This is a genomic window from Micromonospora palomenae, from assembly GCF_007829925.1.
GTDB classification, from domain to species: domain Bacteria; phylum Actinomycetota; class Actinomycetes; order Mycobacteriales; family Micromonosporaceae; genus Micromonospora; species Micromonospora purpureochromogenes.
The window spans coordinates 757,264-781,566 of sequence record NZ_VIXA01000002.1; the positions used below are offsets into that span (position 1 = coordinate 757,264).

The window sequence follows — 24,303 nt, forward strand, 5'->3', positions numbered from 1 at the left end:
CGGAACGGATCAGGCGGCGGCGAGGATCTCGTCGCCGATGACGGTGAGCTGGTCGGCGCCCACCTCGACGGCCGACATGTAGTGCCGCAGCCAGGAGCGCAGCCCGTCCGGGGTGCCGGTGGCGAAGGCGCCGGCCGCGCCGACGTACTCCGGCTCCCGCTCCCGGTGCCCGACGTCGACGGCGACCAGCCCGCGCGGGTCGAAGCCGCGGGACATCAGCACCAACCGCGCGGCGGCGCGGGCCACCACGCCGGACGGGCCGGCGAACGGGCGCAGGTTCAGCAGCTCGCCGTGCACGACGGCGGCCAGCACCAGCGGGGGGACCTTGGTGCCCCCGGCGACCAGCCCGGCGAGGCCGTCCAGCCGCGCACCGACCACCGGGTCGGCCACCGGACGGCCCAGTTCGTCCTCGGTCACCACGTTGCGGGCGGCGAGCACGTGCAGCTTGGCCAGCGCCTGCCGGGGGGCCTTGGGCCAGAGCTCGGTCAGTCCGGGCAGCGCCCCGGCCACCCGCAGCGCCCCCTGGAGCACCGGCTCGGTGACCGTGCCGGCGCGGACCGTCTCGCGCTCGTGGGCGTACCCCTCCAGGGCGGCGCTGGCCACCGCGGACCGCAGGCTGACCTCGGCCGCGACCTGACCGCCGTGCCGGCGCAGCGCGCGGTGCCGCATCGCCTCGTCGACCCGCTCGCGGGCCCGCTCGACGGCGGGGGCGATGTCGGCGAGCGCGAGCAGCGGGGCGAGCGGGTCCGTGGTCACCCCGCCACGCTAGCGACCCGGCCGCCCTCATCGGCCGCCACCCGCCGGGAACGCGACCCGCGCCACCGCCCCGCGCCGGGCGACTGCCCGACCGCACCCCCGGAAAGGGTGCGCTCCGGGCGGCGGAAGCCGCCGGGCGCGCGATGCGGGCCGCTCGGCGCGTACCGGTCGGACGAGTTGTCGCGGCCTTCCCAGCCCACGACTACCCTCAGCCGGGTAGGAGACGCAGGTCACCCGACGAAGGAGTCACCGCATGAGCGAGGCATTGGCCAACCTGCTGAACGAGACGCGCCAGTTCCCGCCGCCGGCCGCACTCGCCGCGGAGGCCAACGTCACCGCCGACGCGTACGCGGAGGCCGCCGAGGACCGGCTGGCCTTCTGGGAGCGCCAGGCCGGGCGGCTGGCCTGGGCGAAGCAGTGGGACCAGGTGCTCGACTGGTCGAACCCGCCGTTCGCGAAGTGGTTCGTCGGCGGCCGGCTCAACGTGGCGTACAACTGCCTGGACCGGCACGTGGAGGCCGGTCGCGGGGACAAGGTGGCGATCCACTGGGAGGGCGAGCCGGGTGACACCCGCACCCTGACCTACGCGGACCTGCACCGGTTGACCTGCCAGGCGGCGAACGCGCTGACCGAGCTGGGCGTGACCGCCGGCGACCGGGTGGCGATCTACATGCCGATGATCCCGGAGGCCGCGGTCGCGATGCTGGCCTGCGCCCGGATCGGCGCGACGCACAGCGTGGTCTTCGGCGGCTTCTCCGCCGACGCGCTGACCAACCGGATCCAGGACGCCAGCGCCAAGGTGGTGATCACCGCCGACGGTGGCTACCGGCGGGGCAAGCCGTCGGCGTTGAAGCCGACGGTGGACGAGGCGGTGGCGAACTGCCCGTCGATCGAGCACGTGCTGGTGGTCCGCCGCACCGGCGAGGACGTCGCCTGGTCCGCGAAGGATCACTGGTGGCACGAGACGGTGGAGACCGCGCCGGCCGAGCACACGGCGGAGGCGTTCGACGCCGAGCACCCGCTGTTCATCCTCTACACCAGCGGCACCACGGCCCGGCCGAAGGGCATCCTGCACACCACCGGCGGCTACCTCACGCAGACGGCCTGGACGGCGCACGCGGTGTTCGACCTGAAGCCGGAGACGGACGTCTACTGGTGCACCGCCGACATCGGCTGGGTCACCGGGCACTCCTACATCGTGTACGGGCCGCTGGCCAACGGCGCCACCCAGGTGATGTACGAGGGCACCCCGGACACCCCGCACAAGGGCCGGTTCTGGGAGATCGTCGACAAGTACCGGGTGACCATCCTCTACACCGCGCCGACGCTGATCCGCACCATGATGAAGTGGGGCGAGGACATCCCGGCCGGCTTCGAGCTGTCCTCGCTGCGCCTGCTCGGCAGCGTCGGCGAGCCGATCAACCCCGAGGCCTGGATGTGGTACCGGCAGCACGTCGGCCGGGGTGAGCTGCCCATCGTGGACACCTGGTGGCAGACCGAGACCGGCTCGATCATGATCTCGCCGCTGCCCGGCGTCACCGCGGCCAAGCCGGGCTCCGCGATGACCCCGCTGCCGGGCATCAGCGCCGACGTGGTGGACGACCAGGGCAGGTCGGTGCCGAACGGCGGCGGCGGCTACCTGGTGCTGCGCGAGCCGTGGCCGTCGATGCTGCGCACCATCTGGGGCGACGACAACCGGTTCATCGAGACGTACTGGAGCCGGTTCGAGGGCATGTACTTCGCCGGCGACGGGGCGAAGAAGGACGACGACGGGCACATCTGGCTGCTCGGCCGGGTCGACGACGTGATGCTGGTGTCCGGGCACAACATCTCCACCACGGAGGTGGAGTCGGCGCTGGTGTCGCACCCCTCGGTCGCCGAGGCGGCGGTCGTCGGCGCCACCGACCCGACCACCGGCCAGGCGATCGTCGCGTTCGCCATCCCGCGCGGCACGACGGACACCGCGGGCGAGGCGGGCGAGAAGCTCATCACCGAGCTGCGCAACCACGTGGCGAAGACGCTCGGGCCGATCGCCAAACCCCGGCAGATCATGCTGGTGCCGGAGCTGCCGAAGACCCGCTCCGGCAAGATCATGCGCCGGCTGCTGCGGGACGTGGCGGAGCACCGTTCGCTGGGCGACGTCACCACGCTCCAGGACTCCTCGGTGATGGAGCTGATCTCCTCCGGGATGGGCGGCGGCAAGTCCGACGAGGACTGACGGCAGGCGTACCCGATCGGTGGGTGACGGTCCGCGCGGACCGTCACCCACCGTCGTTTCTGACGGGTACGGCACGCGACGTGCCGCCGGCGTCACATCGGTCGGTCGGATGAGGCCGGAGAAGCTGAACGGCCACAGGAGACGCCCACCCCTGTCGTTCATTGTCTTTCTGATTTAGTTTCACGCAGGTCAGGTCGGTTCGATGGACATCACATCGATACAGTGCGCCGGCTGACTCCTCCCTCCCCATGCCCGAGAATTGGAGCGGCATGAACACATCTCCGCAATCCGGGTCGCGTCGACGCCTACTCGTCGCGCTGCCCGCCATCGCCCTCGCGGCCACGTCACTGACCGTGACGGGGACTGCGGCGGCCCAGACGTCCGGCCCCGCCAGGGCCACCATCGGGGCGGACGAGTTCTACATCAACTACGCCGAGCCGGCCGTCCAGCCGGACAGCGACGGCCGCGAGGTCAAGGGCAAGGGTGGCATCCACGCCCCGGCTGTCGAGGAGGCGCGGACGTACGACCGCAAGTTCGCTCGCGGTAACCCCGTCACGGCGCGGCAGCTGGCGAAGACCGAGGCCGAGGCGATCAAGACGGGCAAGAACCCGCGGCAGATCAAGCAGGCCAAGGGCACCCAGACCGCCAAGCTGCTGACCCTGCTGGTGGAGTTCAACGACCAGGCGAACGACGACTTCACCGACGTCATGGTCCCCAAGACGGTCTTCGAGGACCGGAGCTGTGTCCTCGGCACCACCCAGAACGGACCGAAGCACAACAACATCCCGGACCCGGGCAGCCTGCCGCACGAGGACAACAACTCGATGTGGGTGCCGGACTTCTCCCCGGAGCACTTCAACAAGATGCTCTACACCAAGGAGGGGATCACCGAGCGGGTCCGCAAGGACCTGACCGGGCCGGACGGCAAGCCGGGCGTCGACATCGCCGGGCGCACCATGCACAACATGTACCTGGAGATGTCCAAGGGCGCGTACACGGTGGACGGGCAGGCCAGCCCGTGGATCACCGTGCCGCACTCCGAGGGCTGGTACGCGGCCTCGCGCTGCTTCCAGGACGAGAACGGCAACTGGGTCGCCGGGCGCCAGCAGGCGATGAACGGCCACCCGGACAACCCGCAGGGCGCGGGCCGGCTCGCCACCGACGCGATCGACGCGCTGGCCGCGAAGGACCCGAGCTTCCCGTGGGCCGACTACGACATCGAGGACCAGGCCGACCGGGACGGTGACGGCAACGTCTTCGAGCCGGACGGCGTGATCGACCACCTGGTGCTGGTGCACGCCGGCCAGGGCAAGTCCCGCGGCGGCGGCGCCGAGGGCGTGTACGCCGTCTGGGCGCACTCCTCGTCGGTGGCGGGCGGCTACACCATCCCCGGCACGGACCTGCAGGTGTCGAACTACATCGTGCAGCCCGAGGACGCCGGTGTCGGTGTCTTCGCCCACGAGTTCGGTCACGACCTGGGCCTGCCTGACCTCTACGACACCTCCGGCAACGCCGACTCGGACGTCGACTTCTGGGACCTGATGGCCTCCGGGTCGCACTCGGGTGAGATCTTCCAGGCGCTGCCGACGCACATGGGCCTGTGGGACAAGTGGGTGCTCGGCTGGGCGGACCCGCTGAACGTCAACCCGGGTGCCGACCCGCGTGACGTGCAGCTGGGCCAGACCTCGCGGACCCCGGTCGGCACCAAGGACGGCATCAAGATCAACCTGCCGAACAAGGTGATCACGCTGGCCACGCCGCACAGCGGCGCGAACATGTGGTACACCGGCGCCGACCAGGACTGGGCCGACATCAAGCTGACCCGTTCGGTGGCGGTGCCTGCGGCGGCCGACGCGAAGTTCTGGATGTGGAACAACTACGTCATCGAGGAGGACTGGGACTACGGCTTCGTCGAGGTCTCCACCGACGGTGGGACGACCTGGGCGGAGCAGAAGGTCTACGACTCGACGGGCAAGGTGGTCACCACCCCCGACGGCTACGCCGACCCGAACGGCCGGATGGTGGACTTCGGCAACAAGAAGTACGGCCTGACCGGCGACACCCACGGCTGGCGGCACGACTACGTCGACCTGTCGGCGTACGCCGGGCAGACGGTGCAGCTGCGGCTGCGCCAGGCGACCGACGAGGCGTTCCTGGAGCGCGGCTGGTTCGCCGACGACTTCTCGGTGACCGGCGGTGGCGCCACCACCTGGAGCGACAACGTCGAGGGCGGCGCCAACGGCTGGACCCAGACCGGCGGCACCTTCGTCGACACCACCGGCCCGGGCTGGCGGATCGACGGTGGCACCAACAACCAGGCGCACTACTACCTGGCCGAGTGGCGCAACTTCGACGGCTTCGACAACGGCCTGAAGTACGCGTACGACACGGTTTACTCGCGCGACGCCTGGAAGGTCGACAAGCTCTCCTACAACGCGCCGGGCATGCTGGTCTGGTACCGGGACACCGCGCTGGGCAACGTCAACCACGTCACCGCGCAGATGACCGCGCTGCCCAGCTACGGCGCCAAGGGCGGCCTGCTGATCGTCGACTCGCACTTCGACCCGTACCGCCGCCAGGGTGAGGCGGCCGTCAAGGACCCGTCGACGCTGGACAACCTGCCCAGCCGTCCGCAGTCCGCCAACGCGGCCTTCTCGCTCAAGCCCACGTACGGCTTCAAGGAGTGCCTGGAGGCGGCGAACGAGCCGTACAGCGAGTACTGCACCACCTTCGGTGCCCAGCCGGCGGTGCCGGGCTTCACCGACGCCAAGGGCTGGTACCCGGGCATCGAGGTGCGGGGCGGCTCGCTCTTCGCGCGGGACAACGACGCCTCCGTGGTGATCCCGTCGAAGGGCAACGTGCCCTACACCACCCGGGTCACCAACCCGGACGGCAGCCCGGCCACCGGCCTGTACGGCACGAACCTCGGTTTCACCGTGCTCGGCTCGGGCAACCCGGGTGACCAGGGTGCCGCCTACGGCGTCACCATCACCATCAAGCAGACGGCGAAGGACAACTCGTACGCCACGGTCCACGTGACCCCGGCGAACTGATCTGTCCCGATTCGTCTGAGGGGACCCACGGCGGGGCCCGTCCGGAGCACACTGCTCCGGACGGGCCCCGCTCTCTTACGCCCTCCTACATCTCTCCGCAATCGGTGTGACATTTTCTCGGCCACCAGCGCTCCATGTTGGGGACTCCATAATCGCCATCACTCTATGTGATCGTGGCCGAACCGTAACATGAGCCAACGGTTGATTTGCGGGCTGATTGGTGCCGATTTAGGCCGGAATGATGGGCGCTCCTCGGCGTAATTGACTCGTGACAACTGTTTGAACCTCTGTCATGGTGAGTGACGCATGACATGACAGAGACGGCTTTGGTTGTCCCCGTCATGTAACAGTTCCACAAAGGAGGAGGACCTTTGAGGAGACGAGTCACAGCCGGTCTGGCCTCGGCCGCGGCCGCGCTGCTGGCGGCCGGCGTCGTCACGGCCCCGGCGTCCGCCGCCCCGGCGGCGGAGCCCACCCCCGGCGCCGACAAGGCGAAGCACGGCAAGGACAACCTCCCGGATCCGAAGGCGGATCAGCAGCGGGAGCTCAAGAAGCAGGCCATCGCCGACCTGCTCTCCGGTAAGGCCAAGCTTCAGACGCGCAACGGCTCGAAGGTCATCCAGGTCAAGGAAGACCTGTTCGTCGAGTACCAGCAGGCGCCGAAGACGGACCCGATCTTCACGATGCTGGTCGAGTTCGGCGACAAGACGGATCCCCGGACCGGTGGAGCTGCCGGCCCGGTCCGTAACCAGATCCCCCAGCCGGACCGCAACTGGGACGGCGGCGCCACCGACGACAACAGCACGCTGTGGCGGTCCGACTTCAACCGGGCCCACTTCCAGGACATGATGTTCGGTCCTGGCGAGTCGATGCGGGACTTCTACTTCCAGCAGTCCGGCGGGCGCTACACCGTCAGCGGCGACGTGAGCGACTGGGTCAAGGTTCCCTACAACGAGGCGCGGTACGGCAGCAACGCCATCTCCGAGGCCGACGGGTACTGGAACTTCGTCAAGGACAGCGCCACCTCCTGGTACAACGCCCAGGTGGCGGCGGGCAAGACCCAGGCCCAGATCAAGGAGTACCTGGCCCAGTTCGACATCTGGGACCGGTACGACTTCGACGGCGACGGCAACTTCAACGAGGCCGACGGCTACATCGACCACTTCCAGGCGGTGCACGCCGGTGAGGGCGAAGAGGCCGGCGGCGGCGCCGAGGGCGAGGACGCCATCTGGTCGCACCGGTGGGCCGCCTTCCCGAACCTCGCGGGTTCCGCGGGTCCGGCGGGCAACCTGTCCGGTGGTGTGCAGATCGGTGACACCGGCATGTGGATCCGGGACTACACCACGGAGCCGGAGAACGGCGGTCTGGGCGTGTTCGCCCACGAGTACGGCCACGACCTCGGTCTGCCGGACTACTACGACACCGCCGGCGGCGACAACGGCGTCGGTTTCTGGAGCCTGATGGCCTCGGGTTCGTGGCTGGGCCACGGCACCGAGGACATCGGTTCGACGCCGGGCTACATGGACCCGTACTCCAAGCTGTTCCTCGGCTGGTTGAACTACTCGACCGTGGAGTACGGCAAGGGCAGCACCCAGGTGACGCTCGGGCCGGCCGGCGACAGCGACGGGCCGAAGGCCCAGGCGGTCGTGGTCAACCTGCCCTCGCAGACCCAGACCACCTCGTACAACACCCCGTTCGGGGGCTCGTACGAGTGGTGGGGCGGCAGCGCGGACGACCTGAACAACACGCTGACCCGTCAGCTGGACCTGACCGGTGCGACGTCCGCGTCGATCACCGCGAAGGCGTCGTACGACATCGAAGAGGACTACGACTACGTCTACGCCGAGGTGTCCACCAACGGTGGCGCCAGCTGGACCTCGCTGAGCAACTCGCTCATCGACGCCGGTGAGACCGGCGTCGACGGCTCCACCAGCGGCAACTGGGTCGACCTGACCTACGACCTGTCGGCGTACGCCGGGCAGACCGTGCAGTTCCGCTACCGCTACCAGACCGACGGCGGCGTGCACCTCGCCGGCGTGTTCCTGGACAACGTCTCTCTCGTCAAGAACGGCGCCACCGCCTGGACCGACGACGCCGAGACGCTGGACGCGGCGTGGACCGCGAAGGGCTTCACCCGGATGACCGGTTCGATCACCGACGTGTACCCCCGCTTCTACATCGCGGAGAACCGCACCTACTTCGGGTACGACGACACGCTGCGGACCGGTGGGTACAACTACGGCTTCACCAACACCCGCCCGAACTGGGTGGAGCGTTTCTCCAACCACCAGGGCATGCTGGTCTGGTACGTGAACTACGCGTACGGCGACAACAACACCTCGCAGCACCCGGGCTACGGCCTGAACCTGCCGGTGGACGTCCGCCCCGACAAGATCAACGTCGGTGGTCAGGGCACCATCAGCAACCGTCGCAACGGCTTCGACGCGACGTTCAGCCTGTACGCCAAGCCGGCGCAGACCTTCCACCGCAACGGTGTGGCGGTCACGCTGCCGGAGCTCGCCCCGAACCCGATCTTCAGTGACAAGGGCATCGCCAAGTACTGGACCTCGGGCAACGCGTGGAACTCGGTCAAGGTGGCCGGCACCGGCACCACGATCCAGATCCTCAAGCAGGGCACCAACCCGACCGACGACATGGTCGTGAAGGTCAGCAACTGACCAATTTGTTAACAGTGGGGCCGGTGGCGGTGACGCCACCGGCCCCCTTGTTTTGCGCCCGCCGCAATCTGATCGAAATCTGTCACTATGATCCACCGCTCGCGCATTCGTCCTGCTCATCGCATTGATGAACGGCACCGGTGTGACGGTGAAAAGCATTCCCAACAAAATCTTGCAACAAATCGACGCATCCGTCTTCCCACGCGTCGCAGGAGTGTCTATCTTCACCATCAGTCCCACTAGTGGGACGTCTTCACCGGCCCGTACCCCCGTTGGGCCGGTTCCCTCACACCGGAGGTACCACGTGCGCAAAGTCGCAGTGGGTCTGCTCGGGCTTTCGCTGACGGCGACAGGTCTGGTGACGGGCACGTCCGCCAGCGCCGCGCCGACGCCGAAGCTGCCGGCGGCCGCCCCGTCGGTCGCCGAGCCTGCCCACAAGGACCATGATCTGCCCAACCCGCTGGAGGACAAGCGGCGGGCGCTGCGCCAGGAGGGCCTGAGCGAGGTCCTTTCCGGCAAGGCCAAGGCGCAGAAGATCAACGGCAGCACGGTCGTCAAGGTCGGCAAGACCCAGGCCGAGGGGCAGGCCGCCCGCACGGCCACGGCTGCCAGCCTGACGCAGGACCAGTACGTCGAGCTCTCCAGGGAGCGGACCGACAAGATCTTCGTGATCCTGGCGGAGTTCGGCAACGATCGGCACCCGAACTACCCGGACCAGGACACCGACCCGGACACCGCGGGCCCGACCCGGTTCGACGGGCCGCTGCACAACGAGATCCCGGCCCCCAACCGGGCGGTGGACAACTCCACCGTCTGGCAGGCCGACTACAGCGCTGACTACTTCCGCAAGCTCTACTTCGGGACGGGTCAGGGCGACGAGTCGCTGAAGCAGTACTACGAGGCCCAGTCCTCGGGTCGCTACAGCGTCGAGGGCGAGGTCACCAACTGGGTCAAGGTCAAGTACAACGAGGCCCGGTACGGCCGCTCCGACGGTTACCCGTGCGCCTCGAACGTCTGCACCAACACCTGGGCGCTGGTCCGCGACGCCGCGAACCAGTGGGTCGCCGACCAGAAGGCGCAGGGGCGCTCCGACGCGGAGATCGCCGCCGACGTCAAGGCGATGGACGAGTGGGACCGCTACGACTTCAACCAGAACGGCAACTTCAACGAGCCGGACGGCTACATCGACCACTTCCAGATCGTCCACTCCGGCGGCGACCAGGCCGACGGTGACCCGTACCAGGGTGAGGACGCCATCTGGAGCCACCGCTGGTACGCCTTCGCCTCCGACCAGGGCAACACCGGCCCGGGCGACAACCGGCTCGGCGGTACCCAGATCGGCAACACGGGCGTGTGGATCGGTGACTACACCATCCAGCCGGAGAACGGCGGCCGCAGCGTCTTCTACCACGAGTACGGCCACGACCTCGGTCTGCCGGACGACTACAACGTCACCAGTGGTGGGGACAACAACAACGAGCACTGGACCCTGATGGCCCAGAGCCGGCTCGGCGCCAAGAACGACGGTGGCATCGGCGAGCGGGGCGGCGACCTCGGCGCCTGGAACAAGCTCCAGCTCGGCTGGCTCGACTACGAGGTGATCGTGGCCGGCCAGAAGCGCACCCTGGAGCTCGGGCCGCAGGAGTACAACACCGCCAAGGCCCAGGGCGCCGTCGTGGTGCTGCCGCAGCGGGAGTACACCTTCCAGAACGGCAAGCCGTTCGAGGGCACCAAGCAGTTCTTCTCGGGCAACGACGACGACCTGAACACCACGATGACGCGGACCATCGACCTCACCGGGAAGACCAGCGCCGCGCTGTCGATGAAGGGTCGCTACAACATCGAAGAGGACTACGACTACCTCTTCTTCGAGGCCTCCACCGACAACGGCCAGACCTGGGCGACGCTGCCGGGTACCGCCAACGGCAAGGCCCTCAAGGAGATCTCGCCCGGGCGCTTCGCCCTGGACGGCTCCAGCGGCGACAACTGGGTCGACGTCACCATCCCGATGGACGCCGCGGCCGGCAAGGTCGTGCAGTTCCGGCTGCGCTACCAGACCGACGGTGGTGTCTCCTCGGGTGGCTTCTACGGTGACGCGATCACCGTCACCGCCGACGGGCAGACGGTGCTCAGCGACGGTGCCGAGGCCGGCGCCACCGGCTGGACCCTGAACGGGTTCACCGTGGTGGAGGAGACCTACAAGCGCAAGTTCGACAACTACTACATCGCCGGCAACCGGTCGTACGTCTCCTACGACCAGTACCTCAAGACCGGCCCGTACTTCTTCGGCTACGCGAACACCCGGCCGGACTACGTGGACCACTACGCGTACCAGACGGGTCTGCTGATCTCCTACTGGAACCTCCGGTGGGCCGACAACGACACGTTCGTCCACCCGGGCGAGGGTCGCAACATGATCATCGACGCGCACCCGCGGCCGATCTACAACCTGACCGGCAACCCCTGGCGGGCCCGGGTCCAGGTCTACGACGCGCCGTTCAGCCTGAAGAAGGCCGACTCGTTCACGCTGCACATCAACAGCCAGCCCTCCTACATCCGGGGTCAGGCCGCGCAGCCGCTGTTCGACGACACCCAGAAGTACTGGTACGCGGAGCTGCCGAACCACGGCGTCAAGCTCCCGGCCACCGGCACCAAGATCCGGGTCCTGGAGCAGGACGGCACCTCGCTGAAGGTCCGCTTCTCCTGAGCCACTGATCAGCGCTCCACCGATGCCCGGGCAGGTCACCTGCCCGGGCATCGCCCTTTCCGGAGGCCGGACCGGTGTCCGCCCGCCCGGCCGGCCCGCACCGGCCCGGCCGAGCGCGGTGCCCGGTGGGCGGGAACCGCACCGCTTCCCGGCACGTCCCACCGGCGTGACGCCACGTACCGCCGTCCTGCCGGCCGCCCTCGCGCTGGCCCTGCTCGTCCCCCTCGCCGGCTGCGCCGGGAATGGAGGCCCCGTGTCCGACGACGGTCCGACGACCCCCGGCACCCCGGCCGGCTCCGCCGCGGCGGGGTCCCCGCCGGCGACCCCGCCCGCCACCGCGCCGTCCGGCACCCCGGTACCGCCGGCCGACCGGCCCACCCCGCTCTCCGCGACCGCACTGCCGACCCTGCCACCGCCGACCGGCCTGCCGAAGAAGCCCACCGACAACCGGCGGACCGACGTGGTCGCCGGCCGGATCAACCGGGGCGGCCCCGGGCCCTGCTACGGCCTGGTCACCGACGACGGCCGGCAGTACGCCCTGCACGGCACCGGGATGGGCAGCTTCGCCGCCGGCACCACCGTGCTGGTCACCATCGGGCCGGCCGACCCGGCGCACGACTGCGGGCCGGGCGACGCCGCGAGCATCGTGAAAATCGAGCCGGTCGGCTGACCGAAGCCGAGGTCCCGGCCACCCGCGGGGTCGGCGGGACGGTCAACCTGCACCCGGGTCCTAGGCTGTGGCACATGACCGAGCAGCGTGGCGGACCCGTCGACGAGTCCTGCGTCCTGACCGAGGGGCCGTGGACGCACCGGTTCGTCGGCGCGAACGGCAGCCGCTTCCACGTCGTCGAGGCCGGCGCCGGCCCGATGGTGCTGTTCCTGCACGGCTTTCCCGAGTACTGGTGGGCCTGGCACCAGGTGCTGCCCGCGGTCGCCGACGCCGGCTTCCGGGCGGTCGCCGTCGACCTGCGCGGCTACGGCGCCAGCGACAAGCCACCCCGGGGGTACGACGGCTACACCCTCGCCGCCGACGTCGCCGGACTGATCCGGGCGCTGGGCGAACGCTCCGCGACCGTGGTCGGCACCGGCGCGGGCGGCCTGATCGCCTGGACGGCGGCCTCGTTCCACCCCACCCTGGTCCGCCGGCTGGTGGTGCTCGGCGCGCCGCACCCGCTGCGCCTGCGGGCCGCCATCTTCGCCGACCCGCGCGGCCAGTTCGCCGCCTCCACGCCCACCCTGAAGTTCCAGCTGCCCCGCTACGAGCACCTGCTGACCCGGGACGGCGGGGCCGCCGTCGAGGAGATGCTGCGCCGCTGGGGCGGCCCGCAGTGGACCCGGGGGCCGGAGTTCGACGCGTACGCGCGCAGCTGCCGGGAGGCGATCCAGATCCCGCAGGCCGCGTTCTGCGCGCTGGAGGGCTACCGCTGGGCGTTCCGGTCGGTGCTGCGGCTGCACGGCTACCGGTTCGTCCGGCTGATGCAGAAGCCGCTGGTGACCCCGACCCTGCAACTGCACGGGGCGCTGGACACCGCCTCGTTGCCGCGTACCGCCCAGGGCTCCGGCCGGTACGTCACCGCCGAATACGAGTGGCGACTGCTCGACGGGGTGGGGCACTTCCCGCACGTCGAGGCCCCGGAGACGGTGCTCGGCGAGATCCTCCGCTGGGCCAAGTCGTGACCGGGCGGGCGGCGGGTCAGACCCGCTGCTCGCGCAGGTCGGCCACCTCGCTGGCGGGCGCCCAGCCCTGGTAGACCCCGAAGTCGAAGACCTCCAGGCCCATCGCCTGCGCCACCGGCCAGCGCCCGCCGGTGTACTCCACCCGCAGCCAGCCGTCGTGCTCGCCGAGCACCACGAACGGCTGCCCCTGCCAGGTGCAGGTGGTGCGCACGTACGCCAGGTCCTCGACCTCGCCGGCCGGGACCACCCGGACGTGCCGGCCGGGGCGTACCTCCTCGAAGCCGTCCCCCGGTTCGGGCTGGTAGATACGGACGTCGTCGCCGTCCGGGCTGGCCTGGTACTCCCGCCCGCGCCACCGGGCCACGTAACCGTCGCGCATCACGGCTCACCCACCTGTCGCCAGAGCAGCGCGTCGGTGTCGAGCAGGGCGACCACCCGCTCGGTGCCGTCCGCGCCGATCCGCCACAGCTGCGCGCCGTGCGGCAGCCGGGCGCTGTCCACCTTGAACTCGGCCACCACCTCGCTGCTGTCGCCGGGGGCGAAGCCGTTGCCCCGGAACGGCGGGCGCTCGATGACCCAGCCCTCCATCGCCCGCATGGCGGGCTCGTTCTGCCCGCCGTACGGGATCCGGTAGAGGCTCGGCCGGTACGCGGGCCAGCGCAGCACGTAGATCCGGTCGGCGTCGCGCGCGAACGGCGAGTCCGGGTAGCCGAGGCCGAGCGCGTCGTGCAACTGCGCCGGGGTGTTGAGGTGCGCCAGCTCGTTGGCCCGGTGCACGAAACCGGAGACCCGGTCGTACCCGCGCTCCAGGTAGTAGGCGAGCTGGCTCGGGGCCACCGCCTTCTGCATGGTCACCGGCCGGGTCGGGTCGGCGACCTGCGGGGCGTACCGGGGCCGCTCGGCCGGTTCCTCGACCGCGACCGCCTCCGGCTCGCTCTCGGTCTCGTCACCGAGCCCCACCTCGGCCGCCCAGTTGGCCAGCCCGACGATCTGCTCGCCGGGCAGTTTCGCCCCGATCGGGCTGCCCGGGTTGACCGCGAAGGACCAGACCTCGTCCGGCCAGCGCCGAATCAGCTGCACGAACCGGACCTCGACGGTCTCCACCGGCTCCGGGCAGTGGTCGGCCAGCCGCTCCGGCGAGGTGTGCACCACCACGTACGTCTCGCCGTCCAGTTCCTCCGTACGCCACACGAAACCGGGATCACCGGGACGGCTGCCGGGTGTCGAGTCCGGTGCCACCGGCAGAAGGACCCGGGCCAGGAGCAGCGTGGAGAGGAAGGTGTCGGTGCTGCCGGAGCCGGCCGCGTCCAGCAGATCCTCCTCGACCGCGTTGGCGGGCTGGAACGCCTCGGCCGCCTGAGCCGGAGTGACGCGGTCGGCACCGCCGGACGACGGAGCCGCCTTGCCGGGCGAGGTGTGCTCGGCGACGAAAGGGCCGGCCGGGATCGGCCCGGCCGGCTCGGCCACCGGAGTCTCCGCCGGCGCGCCGCCGAAGGCCGGGGCGACGGGCGGGGTGGGCACGGTCGCCGCCGGCTGACCGCCGAAAGCCGGCGAGACGGGCGCGGCGGGAGACGGCACCGTCGCCTCGGGCCGCCCGCCGAAGGCCGGCGAGACAGAGGCGGGGGCAGACGGCCCTGCCGCCTCGGTCCGGCCCCCGAAGGCCGGCGACACGGGTGCGGCGGCGGACGACGCACCCTCGGACCGGCCACCGAAAGCCGGCGACACGGGCGCGGCGGCGGACGAAGCGCCCTCCGGCCGGCCACCGAAAGCCGGCGGCACGGGCGCGGTCGGGGCCGCGAAGAGCGACTGCGCACGGTCGTCGGAAACCGGGGCGAGCGGCTCGGTGGGCTCCTCGTCGTCCGGAACGGCCTGCGCCGCGGACCCACCGCTCGGCACCGGAGCGATCGGCTCCGTCCGCTGCTCAGGAGCCGGGAAGACCGGCCCGGTGCGCTGCTCGGCCGCCGGATCCGTCCGCTGCTCGGGAGCCGCGAAGGGCGGCGAGACGCGCTGCTCGGGAGCCGCGAAGAGCGACGAGGTGCGCTGCTCGGGAGCCGGTAGGACCGGTTCGGTGCGCTGCCCCGGGGCGGGGGAGATCGGCTCGGTGGGGTCGTCGGCAGACGGGGAGGCGAAGGCCGGGCGGGGGAAGGTCGGTCCCGCCGCGCCGGAGGCGGCGAACTGCCCGCCGCCGGCGGAGCCGTTCATGCTGGCGCTGTTGTCCAGGCCGGCGGTGGCCGGCGGGATCCGGTCCGGCGCCGGGGCGACGGGCAGGTCCCGGGACTCGATGACGGTGCCCTCGATGACGATGGGCGAGAAGCCGCGACGCGGTGCCGGCGGCCCGGAGACCGGCTCGGCGATCGACACCGGCAGTTCCTCGACCGGCGGAGGCGTGGGCCGCGCGGACGGGTCGGGAAGGCGCTGGGTCTGCTCCTCGGCGGGCGTTGCGGGCGTGGGGTGCCGTCGGGGCAGCGCCTGCGTCGCCTCGGCGTCCGGCGTCGGCACCCGGAACGCCCGGGTGGACTCCTCCGCCAACGGGTCCGGCCGTCGGTCCGCCGGCGCGGGCGGCGGCGCCTGTCCGTCGGGCCGGTCGAACTGGAACGCCCTGGTCGGTTCCTCCCCCGGCTGCGCGGTCGCCGGGCGGCGCCGGGGGAAGGCCTGGCCACCGAGCCCGGGCCGCGGCGGCGGCGCGGCCCGCTCACCGGTACGCAGCGGGTCCCGCGACGCCCGGGGCGAGGCACCCCGCTCGGAGGCCGGCTCGAAGAACGAGCTGCGGCCGTTGGGCGGGCCGCCGTCCCCGGCGAGACGGGCACCCAGCCCCTCCCCGAGGAGCCGCCGCCGGGGCGAGGTCATCCAGGGCGCGACGGGCGGCCGGGGCGCCCCGTCGGGACCGGACGGTGGCGTGGCGGCCGGCCGGCCGTTGGCCGGGTCCGCCGGTGGTCGAGGCTCGCCGCCCGGGCGCGTCCCCCCGGCGGCCGGCACGACGTCCGGGTACGACGCGGCGGCCGGCACCTCCGGGTACGACGCGGCGGCCGGCACCACCGGCTCCGGACCCGACGGGCGCGGCCGGTCCGGTTCCGGGCGGTACGGCGCGGCCGAGGGGCGGGCGGGGTGCGGCACCCGCGCCGGCCCGGGAGCGCCGGGGCGGGCGGCCGAGGCGTCCGGTCCCGCGCCGATGGCCTGCGTGGGGGTCGGCGGCGCCACCGGGCGCGGCTGCGACCGGGCGTCCGGGGCGAGGTCCCGCGCCTCGGTCGCCGGGGCGGGGCCGGTGGTGTCGGCCTGAGCGCGGGCCACCGACTCCACGCGCTCCAAGCGGGCGCGGGCGCCCATGGTCCGACCGGGCAGGCGGACGTCGCCACGGGAGAGCTGGGAGACGAACCACGCCGGCAGGTAGCCCTCGATCGGCAGCCCCGGGTTGACGGCCAGCCACCACTCGTGGTTGGGCCAGGTGGCGGCGAGGTCGGCGTACGGGGCACGGCGGCTGGGACCGGCCGTGGCACCGAGGCAGGCGCGCAGCGCGGCGGTGGAGGTGAAGGCCAGCACGTGCGTCCGGCCACCCGTGGTCCAGGTGCCCCAGCCCAGCGGCGCCTCGCCGGCGAGGGCCTGCGCGGAGACCGGCAGAAGCAGCTCGGTGCCGGCCAGGATGCGGAAGTAAAGTTCCTGGTTGTTGGCGTGCAGCGCGTCGCGCATCGCCGTCTCGGCCTCGGTAGCCGGCTCCCAGTCGGTCACGGCCACCTCTCCCTCCCGCTAACAGGCCATAGGCATCGCGTACAACCTACAAGGTACGAACAAGATCACAATGGGCTGACCGCGTGGGGTCGCGAGGCGATAACATCGCGTTCCGGAGTCGACACGATACGGAGGCGGTCGATGCACCGGCCCAGCGCGCGGCCGACCTTCGCCGGCCTGGCGGCGGTCCTGCTGACCGGCCTCCCGGCGCTCGCCGTGTCGTCGGTCACCCCCGCCCGGGCCGCCGCGCCGGCCTGCTCCGCCCCGCTCGCCCCGGCCCGCTCGGTCACCGGCGTCCCGTGGGCCCAGCGCCGGTACGCCCCGGAACGGCTGATCCCGCTGGCCACCGGCGCGGGAGTGACCGTCGCGGTGATCGACTCGGGGGTCGACCGGCGGCACCCGCAACTGCGCGGCCGGGTGCTCGACGGCGCGGACTTCCTCGACCCGGGCGGCGACGGCACCCGCGACTGCGCCGGTCACGGCACCGGGGTGGCCAGCATCATCGCGGCCGCGTCCGTCGACGGCGTCGCCTTCCACGGGCTGGCGCCCCGGGCCCGGATCCTGCCGGTACGGGTGAGCGAGCAGCAGGTGGTCGAGGGGCGGGAGTCGGGGCGCACGGTCGGCGCGGCGGACTTCGCCCGGGCCATCCGGTGGGCGGTGGACCACGACGCCGATGTGCTGAACCTCTCCGTCGTGCTGTACGCCGACAACCCGGCCGTCCGGGAGGCGGTGAGCTACGCGGTGCGTCGGGACGTGGTGGTGGTGGCCGCCGCCGGCAACCTGCACGACAGCGGCGACCCGCGCCCGTACCCGGCCGCGTACGACGGGGTGCTCGGGGTGGGCGCCATCTCCCCGGACGGCACCCGCGCCGCCTTCTCCCAGACCGGCTCCTACGTCGACCTGGTGGCGCCCGGCAGCGACGTGCTGATGACCGCGCCGGAGCAGGGGCACCACCGGGCCGAGGGCACCAGCTACGCCACGCCCTTCGTGGCCGCCACCGCGGCGCTGGTCCGGCAGTACCGGCCCGAGCTGAGCGCGACGGAGGTGGCGCGGCGGATCGTCGGCACCACCGACCCGGCGCCGGGCGACGGTCGGGGCGGGTACGGCGCGGGCGTGTTGAACCCGTACCGGGCGGTCACCGAGACCGGGGCGGCCGCGACGGCGGGGGCGCGCGGGACGGCGGCCCTGCCGGCGGACCGGCCCGATCCGGCGCTGCTGGCCCAGCGGGCGCGACGCGCGGCGGCACGGGACCGGGCCCTGCTGGTCGCCGGGGTCACCGGCGCGGCGGTGGCGGCGGCGATGCTGCTGACCCTGGTGCTGCCGCGCGGCGCCGGGCGGGGCTGGCGCCCGGCCGGACCGGCCTGACCCGCCGGTGGCCGGCACGGCGACGGCGGCGCCCACGGGGTCGTCGGGCGCCGCCGTGCGGCCGGGCTCACTGGAACAGGCCGACGTTCTTCTTCTCCGTGTCGAGGTAGTCGGTGGCGGAGTCGTTCACCGCGAGCTTGATGTCACGCAGCATGGCCTGCAGGTCCTGCGAGGCGGACCGCCACCGCGCCTGCCGCTGCTCGTACGCCTGCTGCGCCTCGCCGGACCAGCTCGCCACGAGCGGGGCGGCGTCGCGCTCCAGCTGGCCGAGCTGCGAGTCGAGCGTGTTCAACGCCTTCTGAATGTCCGCACTGGCCTGTTGCAGCGCGGCGAAGTTGACGACCAGGACACCGTGGTCCATCGGATGCTCCTCCCCCTGGGTGTGGTTACAGCGGCAGCTGGATGCCGCGGTTGGTGCCGGAGACCCGGCTGGCCGCCTCGTCGTCGGAGACGTCGTACTGCCGGCCGGCAGTGCGGATCGCCGACGCGGTCTCCCGCAGGGCGCGCTGCAACGCCGCCTGGTCCTGCGACCACTGCTGCTTGACCTGCTCGAACGAGCGGCCACCGGCGCCGCGCCAGGCCTGCTGCAACACCTCCAGCTCGGCCATCAGGCCGCTGAGCATGCTCTGCAGCGACTGGTCCACCTGCTCGAACTTCGCGGCGGTCTGCTGCATCACCGCGGCTTCTGCCTGGGTCTGGGCCACCCGGACGTCACCTCGTCTCTCCGTCGTGGCTGCCGTCGGACGATCCATGGACGCCTCGGGGCGGGGCCCACGGCGGCGACGGTCAGCCGAACTCGTCGCTGACGGTAGCGGCCCGATCGCCGTTGTGCTACCCCCTCGCCCTCCCCTGTGGACAACCGGCACCGGCGACTGCCCTTACCATGGGTCACGTCGCCGTCGCGGTACGGTGCGCACCGGTGGTCCGGCGGCGGCCCGGCGGCCCGACACGTCGAGCGGAGGAGACGCGGTGACGGCGAGCACGACGGCACGGCCGGCCCACCGCCAACCCCTCCCGCCACAGTGGAACGCGGCTCCCACCCGCCGGTCGACCGCCGTTCGCGCCGGTCAGGTGGTGGCCGCGCAGGTCGCGCTGGCGCTGCCGGTGGCGGCCCTCGGCCGGGGCGTGGCGGTGCTCGCGCTCGCCCTGCTCGCCGCCGGGCTGCTGCTCGCCACGGCCTGGGTGCGCTGGCGCGGCCGGTGGCTGTTCGAGTGGCTCGGCACCGGCGTCGGGTACGCCACCCGCCGGCGGCTGCTCGCCCCGGCCGCCGGTCCGGCCGCGCTGCTGGACCTGGTGCTCCCCGGCGCCGTGGTGCGGTCGGTGGAGCTGGCCGGCGGGCCCGCCGCCGTGGTCGACGACGCCGCCGGGCTGACCGCCCTGATCGAGCTGGGCGATCCCGGCGACCTGCTCGGCGACGGCCCCCGCGCGCTGCCCGGGCCGGCCGCGCTGCTGCCGCCCGCCACGACCGAGCACCCGCCGCTGCGGGTCCAGCTCCTGCTGCACGCCGCACCGGCCCCGGCGCCCGGCGCGGCGGGCGGGACGGCGGGGACGTCGTACCGGCAGCTGACCGAGGGGCGGCTGCCGGGCCAGGAGCGGGCGCTGCTCGCCGTCCGGGCGCTGCGGGTGGACGGCTGGTCGGACGAGGAGCTGCGCCGGGCCCTGTCCGGCACCGTACGCCGGCTGGTCCGCCGGCTCGGACCGGTCGGCGCCCGTCCGCTCGGCGAGCACGCGGCGCTGCGCGTACTCGGGGAACTGGCCCACCACGACGGTGGCCGGCCGATCCGGGAGACCTGGCCGGCGGTGCGCTCGGCCGACCTGCTCCAGGCCGGCTTCCGGCTGGCCCGCTGGCCCGACCCGGGCACCGAGCTGGGTCGGCGGCTGGTGCCCCGGCTGCTGGCGTTGCCGGCCACGGCGACCAGCGTGTCGCTCTGCGCCGGTCCGCGCACCGCCGCCGACGCCACGCCGGTGCCGGCCGAGCTGACGGTACGCCTCACCGCCCGGACGCCCGACGAGCTGGCCCTGGCCGGCCAGGCGCTGCACCGGCTCGTCGCCGACGCCGGGGGCGAGGTACGCCGGCTCGACGGTGCGCAGCTCGCCGCCCTGGCCGCCACGCTACCGCTGGCCGTGGCCGCCGGCCCGGTGGCGCCCGGCCCGGACCCGGAGCCGCTGGAGCTTTCCCTGGGCGACGCCGGCCTGATGGTCGGCGCCAACCGGCACGGCGGCGCGGTGACCGTCCGGCTGTTCCGCGCCGAGGGCACCCGGCTGGTGCTCGTCGGCGGGCTCCGCGCGGCCCAGTTGCTGGTGCTGCGGGCGATGGCGCTCGGCGCCCGGGTGGCGGTGCGCACCGGCCGGCCCCGGGCCTGGGAACCCTTCGTACGGGGCGTCGGCGGCACCGGGGGTGGCATCGCGGTGCTCCCGCCGGGCCGCCCGCTGGGCGGGGCGCCCGGTTCGCCGCTGTGTCCCCTGCTGCTGGTGGTCGACGCGGGCGCGGCGGCCGACGATGCCGGGCCGGGGCCGGCCTGGCAGGCGACCCTGGTGGTCCGGGACGAGCTGACCGCGGCCGACGCGGACACCCTGGGCCGGGCCGACCTGGCGGTGCTGCAACCGCTGGACCAGCGCGAGGCGGTGCTGGCCGGCACGGCGCTCGGGCTCGGCGGGTCGGCGGAGTGGCTGACCCGGATCCGGGACGACATGGTGGCGGTGGTCAACCGCCGGGCGCTGCGCTGGGCGCTGCTCTCGCCCACCCCGATCGAGTCGCAGCTGATCGGCCGGCCGGCCCGCCGCTGAAGCCGGGGTACGCGGAGGGTTCCCCGGGTGGACCGTGCGTGGCACGATCCCCGCCATGGGTTTTCTGAAGGGCCTTCTGATCCGGCTGGGCTCCACCGCGGTCGCCTTCTGGCTCGCGACGCTGCTCATCCCGGGCATCACGCTCAACTCCGACTCGGCCGTCGAGACGGTCACCACGCTGCTGCTGGTGGCGGTGATCTTCGGCGTGGTCAACGCGGTGCTCCAGCCGATCATCAAGTCCGTCGGCTGCGGCTTCTACCTGCTGACCCTCGGCCTGATCGCGCTGGTGGTCAACGGCCTGCTCTTCCTGCTGACGAGCTGGATCGCCGGTGAGGCCGGGCTGCCCTTCCACGTCGACAGCTTCTGGCCCGAGGCGGTGCTCGGCGCGCTCTTCGTCAGCATCGTGACCTGGATCCTCGGCGCCATCCTCGACCGCGACTGACCCCGGCGACGCCCGGGCGGGACGCGCAGGCGCGACGCCCGGGCGGGAACGGCGGCCAGTGGCCGGGAATTGGCTCGCGCGGGCCGGGGGCGTCCCGGCTAGCGTGGCCGGGGTGTTCACCCTGACCCGCGACGACGGCTACCTGCTCAGCACCGATCCCGACCGGATCGATCTCGACCGGGTGCACCGCTGGCTCTCCACCGACGCGTACTGGGCGCTCGGCCGGAGCCGGGAGACGGTGGCGGCGTCCTTCGCCAACTCGATCCCCTACGGCGTCTACGCCGGGGGTGAGCAGGTGGCGGTGGCCCGGGTGATCACGGACCGGGCCACCTTCGCCTGGCTCTGCGACGTCTACGTCGCGCCGTCGGAGCGCGGTCGCGGGCTGGGCACCTGGCTGGCCACCGCCGTCCGGGACCACCTGGCCGGGCTGGGGGTGCGCCGGATCCTGCTGGCCACCCTCGACGCCCACGGGGTGTACGCGAAGGTCGGCTTCACCCCGGTCGAGCCGGGCCTGTGGATGGAGTGGGACCGCCGTCCGGTGAAGCCGGTCACCGGAAAGGAACACCCACCCGCTACGCCCCTTACGGTGGAGGGGTGAATCCAGTCCGGCTCGGCTACCTGTACGGCTTCGGCGCGTACCTGCTCTGGGGCTTCTTCCCGATCTACCTGAAGCTGCTGCGACCGGCCGGACCGGTGGAGATCCTGGCCCACCGGATCGTCTGGTCGGTGGTCTTCGTGGCGCTGCTGCTGGCCGCGATGCGCAACATCGGCTTCCTGCGCGCGCTGGCCCGCCGGCCCCGGACGCTGGCCGCCATCGTCGTCGCGGCCGCGCTGATCGCGGTGAACTGGGGCACCTACATCTACGGGGTCAACTCCGACCGGGTGGTGGAGACGGCGCTGGGGTACTTCATCAACCCGCTCGTCGTGGTGCTGATCGGCGTCTTCGTGCTGCGCGAGCGGCTGCGCCCGGCGCAATGGGCGGCACTCGGCGTCGGCGCGGCGGCCGTCGTGGTGCTCACCGTGGACTACGGCCGGCTGCCGTACCTGGCGTTGACGCTGGCGTTCAGCTTCGCCGGGTACGGCCTGGTCAAGAAGCGGCTCGGGCTGCCCGCCGCGGAAGGGCTCTTCGTCGAGTCCGCGGTGCTGGCGCTGCCCGCCCTGGCGTACCTGGGGTGGCTGGCGGGACGCGGCGAGTCGACCTTCGGGCACGTCTCGCTCGGGCACACCCTGCTGCTGGTGCTCGCCGGCGCGGCCACCGCCGTCCCGCTGCTGCTCTTCGCCGGCGCGGCCAACCGGCTTCCCCTGTCCGGCCTGGGCATGTTGCAGTACCTCGCGCCGATCCTCCAGCTCGGCTGCGGGGTGCTGATCTTCCACGAGCCGATGCCGCCGGCCCGGCTGGCCGGCTTCGCGCTGGTCTGGGTGGCGCTGATCGTCTTCACCGTCGACGCGGTCCGGCACACCCGCCGCACCCGGGCCGCCGCCCGCACCCCGGTCCCGGTCACCGCCGCCACGCGGTGACCGGGACTCAGCGCACGTCGTAGCCCAGCACGGCGGTGCCGTCGGCGCGGACCAGCTCCAGCCGGACCAGCTCCGCGTCGGTGAAGCGGGTCGCGCCGCTCAGGCGCACCTCGTCGCCGGGCGCGGCCAGCCAGGAGCCGATCTGCTCCGTGGCGCCGTCCGGGCCGTGCGCCACCAGCCGGAACGTGTACGCCTTGCCGTAGCCGGCGGTCGCGTCGTACCCGCAGCGCATGGTGACCTCGGTGCCCCAGTCGGTGCCGGTCAACCCGATCTCGGCGTGCACCGGGGCCTTCGCCGCCACCGGCTGCATGGCGACCATCCGCACCGCCTGGACGGTCGGCCCGGGCGGCGTGGGAGGCCGCAGCACCGCCGCACCCCCGACGCCCACGACCAGGGCGAGCGCGGCGGCGGCCAGGGCGGTCAGCGCGTACCGTCGGCGCGCGCTGGACCGCTCCCGGCGCCGGCGGTCCCGGGCGGCGGCGAGCAGCGCGGGCACCCGGTTCGGCTCCTGCGGCGGGGGCAGGAACTCGTCCAGCGCGGCCGGGTCGAGCCGGCCGAGCAGCCCCGGCAGCACGGCGATCTCGGCGACCGCCTCCCGGCACGCCGCGCAGCCGGCCAGGTGCCGCTCGTAGGCGGCGCGGTCGGCGGGAGCGAGGGCGCCCAGCACGTACGCGCCGTCGTCGTGCGCGAACTCGCAGCGGGTCATCCGGTCACCCCCATCTCGGCCAGGACCAACCGTAGTGAGCGCAGCGCGTAGTGCGTGCGGGACTTGACCGTCCCCGGTGGCACCCCCAGCCGGGCGGCGGCCTCGGCCACCGAACGGCCCTGGTAGAAGCACTCGACCAGCACCTCCCGGTGGGTGGGGCTGAGCCGGTTCAGGGCCTCGGCGACGGTCCACGCCTCCACCGCGCGCTCCGCTTCGTCGACCGCCTCCGGCGGCTCGGGCAGGTCGTCGGTGAACACCTCACCGACCCGGGTGGACCGGCGCCGCCAGGCGTCGATCGCCAGGTTCCGCGCCGTGGTGAAGAGCCAGGCACGGACGGAGCCGCGCCGCGGGTCGAGCGACTCGGGGTGGCGCCAGGCCCGCAGCAGGGTCTCCTGCACCAGGTCCTCGGCCCGGGTACGGTCGCCGTTGACCAGTCGGAGCGCGTGCGCGTACAGCGCCTCCGCGTGCTCGTCGTGCAGCGCGCGCAGCAGTTGGGCGTCGTGGTCGCTGATGGTGATCCCCTCGCTCTCCGCGGCGAGTGCGGCGAATGCGTTCGCCCGTGGATACGCGCCGTCACGCCGATCGGTTCACCTGCGACCTCTGTTCACATCCGGTTCACGCCGAGTCCGGCGACCGCTCACCGCGCCCTGGCAGCCTCCGGCCGGTACGCACG

18 protein-coding genes are annotated in these 24,303 nt (G+C 72.7%); 11 read left to right on the forward strand and 7 right to left on the reverse strand.

Annotated features, from left to right (window positions below; genetic code table 11):
* Positions 1 to 9: 9 nt before the first annotated feature.
* Positions 10 to 756 carry a Fic family protein gene (locus FHX75_RS14575; protein WP_154940303.1) on the reverse strand — a complete coding sequence of 249 codons (747 nt, stop codon included), beginning with the start codon at positions 754 to 756 and terminating at the stop codon, positions 10 to 12.
* A 253-nt stretch (positions 757 to 1,009) separates the two neighbouring features.
* Between FHX75_RS14575 and acs the strand changes: the two genes are divergently transcribed.
* The 6 genes from acs (at position 1,010) to FHX75_RS14605 (ending at position 13,089) form a co-directional block, all read left to right on the forward strand.
* Positions 1,010 to 2,974: an acetate--CoA ligase gene (gene acs, locus FHX75_RS14580; protein ID WP_154940305.1), complete on the forward strand. Its 1,965-nt coding sequence runs from the start codon at positions 1,010 to 1,012 to the stop codon at positions 2,972 to 2,974.
* A gap of 269 nt (positions 2,975 to 3,243) precedes the next feature.
* Positions 3,244 to 6,027, forward strand: a complete 2,784-nt coding sequence (locus FHX75_RS14585; RefSeq protein ID WP_154940307.1) for an immune inhibitor A domain-containing protein — start codon at positions 3,244 to 3,246, stop codon at positions 6,025 to 6,027.
* A 371-nt stretch (positions 6,028 to 6,398) separates the two neighbouring features.
* Positions 6,399 to 8,705: an immune inhibitor A domain-containing protein gene (locus FHX75_RS14590; protein ID WP_154940309.1), complete on the forward strand. Its 2,307-nt coding sequence runs from the start codon at positions 6,399 to 6,401 to the stop codon at positions 8,703 to 8,705.
* Positions 8,706 to 9,024: 319 nt separating this feature from the next.
* Entirely contained in the window at positions 9,025 to 11,412 is a 2,388-nt protein-coding gene (locus FHX75_RS14595; protein WP_154941973.1) for an immune inhibitor A domain-containing protein, read from the forward strand.
* 253 nt (positions 11,413 to 11,665) lie between these two features.
* Positions 11,666 to 12,082, forward strand: coding sequence for a hypothetical protein (locus FHX75_RS14600; protein ID WP_154940311.1), 417 nt, complete (start codon positions 11,666 to 11,668; stop codon positions 12,080 to 12,082).
* A 74-nt stretch (positions 12,083 to 12,156) separates the two neighbouring features.
* On the forward strand, positions 12,157 to 13,089 hold the full coding sequence (locus FHX75_RS14605; protein WP_154940313.1) for an alpha/beta fold hydrolase: 933 nt from the start codon (positions 12,157 to 12,159) through the stop codon (positions 13,087 to 13,089).
* 16 nt (positions 13,090 to 13,105) lie between these two features.
* Here the strand turns inward: FHX75_RS14605 and FHX75_RS14610 are convergent, their stop codons facing one another.
* Together FHX75_RS14610 and FHX75_RS32095 are read right to left on the reverse strand one after the other, a co-directional pair.
* Positions 13,106 to 13,471, reverse strand: a complete 366-nt coding sequence (locus tag FHX75_RS14610) for a hypothetical protein (protein WP_154940315.1) — start codon at positions 13,469 to 13,471, stop codon at positions 13,106 to 13,108.
* The gene (locus tag FHX75_RS32095) at positions 13,468 to 16,812 is read right to left on the reverse strand and encodes an SseB family protein (protein ID WP_154940317.1); all 3,345 of its coding nucleotides are present in this window, start codon (positions 16,810 to 16,812) and stop codon (positions 13,468 to 13,470) included. The genes FHX75_RS14610 and FHX75_RS32095 overlap by 4 nt, the downstream gene beginning before the upstream one ends.
* A gap of 141 nt (positions 16,813 to 16,953) precedes the next feature.
* Here FHX75_RS32095 and mycP point away from each other — a divergent pair, with 141 nt between their 5' ends.
* On the forward strand, positions 16,954 to 18,177 hold the full coding sequence (gene mycP / locus FHX75_RS14620) for a type VII secretion-associated serine protease mycosin (RefSeq protein WP_154940320.1): 1,224 nt from the start codon (positions 16,954 to 16,956) through the stop codon (positions 18,175 to 18,177).
* A 67-nt stretch (positions 18,178 to 18,244) separates the two neighbouring features.
* Here mycP and FHX75_RS14625 read toward each other — a convergent pair whose 3' ends face one another.
* A complete protein-coding gene (locus tag FHX75_RS14625; RefSeq protein WP_154940322.1) occupies positions 18,245 to 18,538 on the reverse strand; it encodes a WXG100 family type VII secretion target in 294 nt (97 codons plus the stop codon).
* 25 nt (positions 18,539 to 18,563) lie between these two features.
* Entirely contained in the window at positions 18,564 to 18,881 is a 318-nt protein-coding gene (locus FHX75_RS14630) for a WXG100 family type VII secretion target (protein WP_088959256.1), read from the reverse strand.
* A 205-nt stretch (positions 18,882 to 19,086) separates the two neighbouring features.
* Between FHX75_RS14630 and eccE the strand changes: the two genes are divergently transcribed.
* From eccE to rarD, 4 genes are all read left to right on the forward strand, one after another.
* Complete coding sequence (eccE, locus tag FHX75_RS14635; RefSeq protein WP_425463494.1) at positions 19,087 to 20,964, forward strand: type VII secretion protein EccE; 1,878 nt, start codon at positions 19,087 to 19,089, stop codon at positions 20,962 to 20,964.
* Between the two features lie 55 nt (positions 20,965 to 21,019).
* Positions 21,020 to 21,406 (forward strand): phage holin family protein, encoded by a 387-nt coding sequence (locus FHX75_RS14640; protein WP_154940326.1) that lies wholly within the window; start codon positions 21,020 to 21,022, stop codon positions 21,404 to 21,406.
* A 112-nt stretch (positions 21,407 to 21,518) separates the two neighbouring features.
* The gene (locus FHX75_RS14645; protein WP_154940328.1) at positions 21,519 to 22,004 is read left to right on the forward strand and encodes a GNAT family N-acetyltransferase; all 486 of its coding nucleotides are present in this window, start codon (positions 21,519 to 21,521) and stop codon (positions 22,002 to 22,004) included.
* Positions 22,001 to 22,924, forward strand: a complete 924-nt coding sequence (gene rarD / locus FHX75_RS14650) for an EamA family transporter RarD (RefSeq protein WP_154940330.1) — start codon at positions 22,001 to 22,003, stop codon at positions 22,922 to 22,924. The genes FHX75_RS14645 and rarD overlap by 4 nt, the downstream gene beginning before the upstream one ends.
* Before the next feature lie 7 nt (positions 22,925 to 22,931).
* Here rarD and FHX75_RS14655 read toward each other — a convergent pair whose 3' ends face one another.
* Together FHX75_RS14655 and FHX75_RS14660 are read right to left on the reverse strand one after the other, a co-directional pair.
* A complete protein-coding gene (locus FHX75_RS14655; RefSeq protein WP_154940332.1) occupies positions 22,932 to 23,630 on the reverse strand; it encodes an anti-sigma factor family protein in 699 nt (232 codons plus the stop codon).
* Positions 23,627 to 24,121 (reverse strand): sigma-70 family RNA polymerase sigma factor, encoded by a 495-nt coding sequence (locus FHX75_RS14660; RefSeq protein WP_088959261.1) that lies wholly within the window; start codon positions 24,119 to 24,121, stop codon positions 23,627 to 23,629. The genes FHX75_RS14655 and FHX75_RS14660 overlap by 4 nt, the downstream gene beginning before the upstream one ends.
* Positions 24,122 to 24,303: the final 182 nt, after the last annotated feature.

Coding starts and splice junctions, on each gene's coding strand:
- FHX75_RS14640 (WP_154940326.1), top strand. CDS start 21,020: ATGGGTTTTCTGAAGGGCCTTCTGATCCGGCTGGGCTCCACCGCGGTC.
- FHX75_RS14625 (WP_154940322.1), bottom strand. CDS start 18,538: ATGGACCACGGTGTCCTGGTCGTCAACTTCGCCGCGCTGCAACAGGCC.
- FHX75_RS14585 (WP_154940307.1), top strand. CDS start 3,244: ATGAACACATCTCCGCAATCCGGGTCGCGTCGACGCCTACTCGTCGCG.
- FHX75_RS14655 (WP_154940332.1), bottom strand. CDS start 23,630: ATGACCCGCTGCGAGTTCGCGCACGACGACGGCGCGTACGTGCTGGGC.
- mycP (WP_154940320.1), top strand. CDS start 16,954: ATGCACCGGCCCAGCGCGCGGCCGACCTTCGCCGGCCTGGCGGCGGTC.
- FHX75_RS14605 (WP_154940313.1), top strand. CDS start 12,157: ATGACCGAGCAGCGTGGCGGACCCGTCGACGAGTCCTGCGTCCTGACC.
- acs (WP_154940305.1), top strand. CDS start 1,010: ATGAGCGAGGCATTGGCCAACCTGCTGAACGAGACGCGCCAGTTCCCG.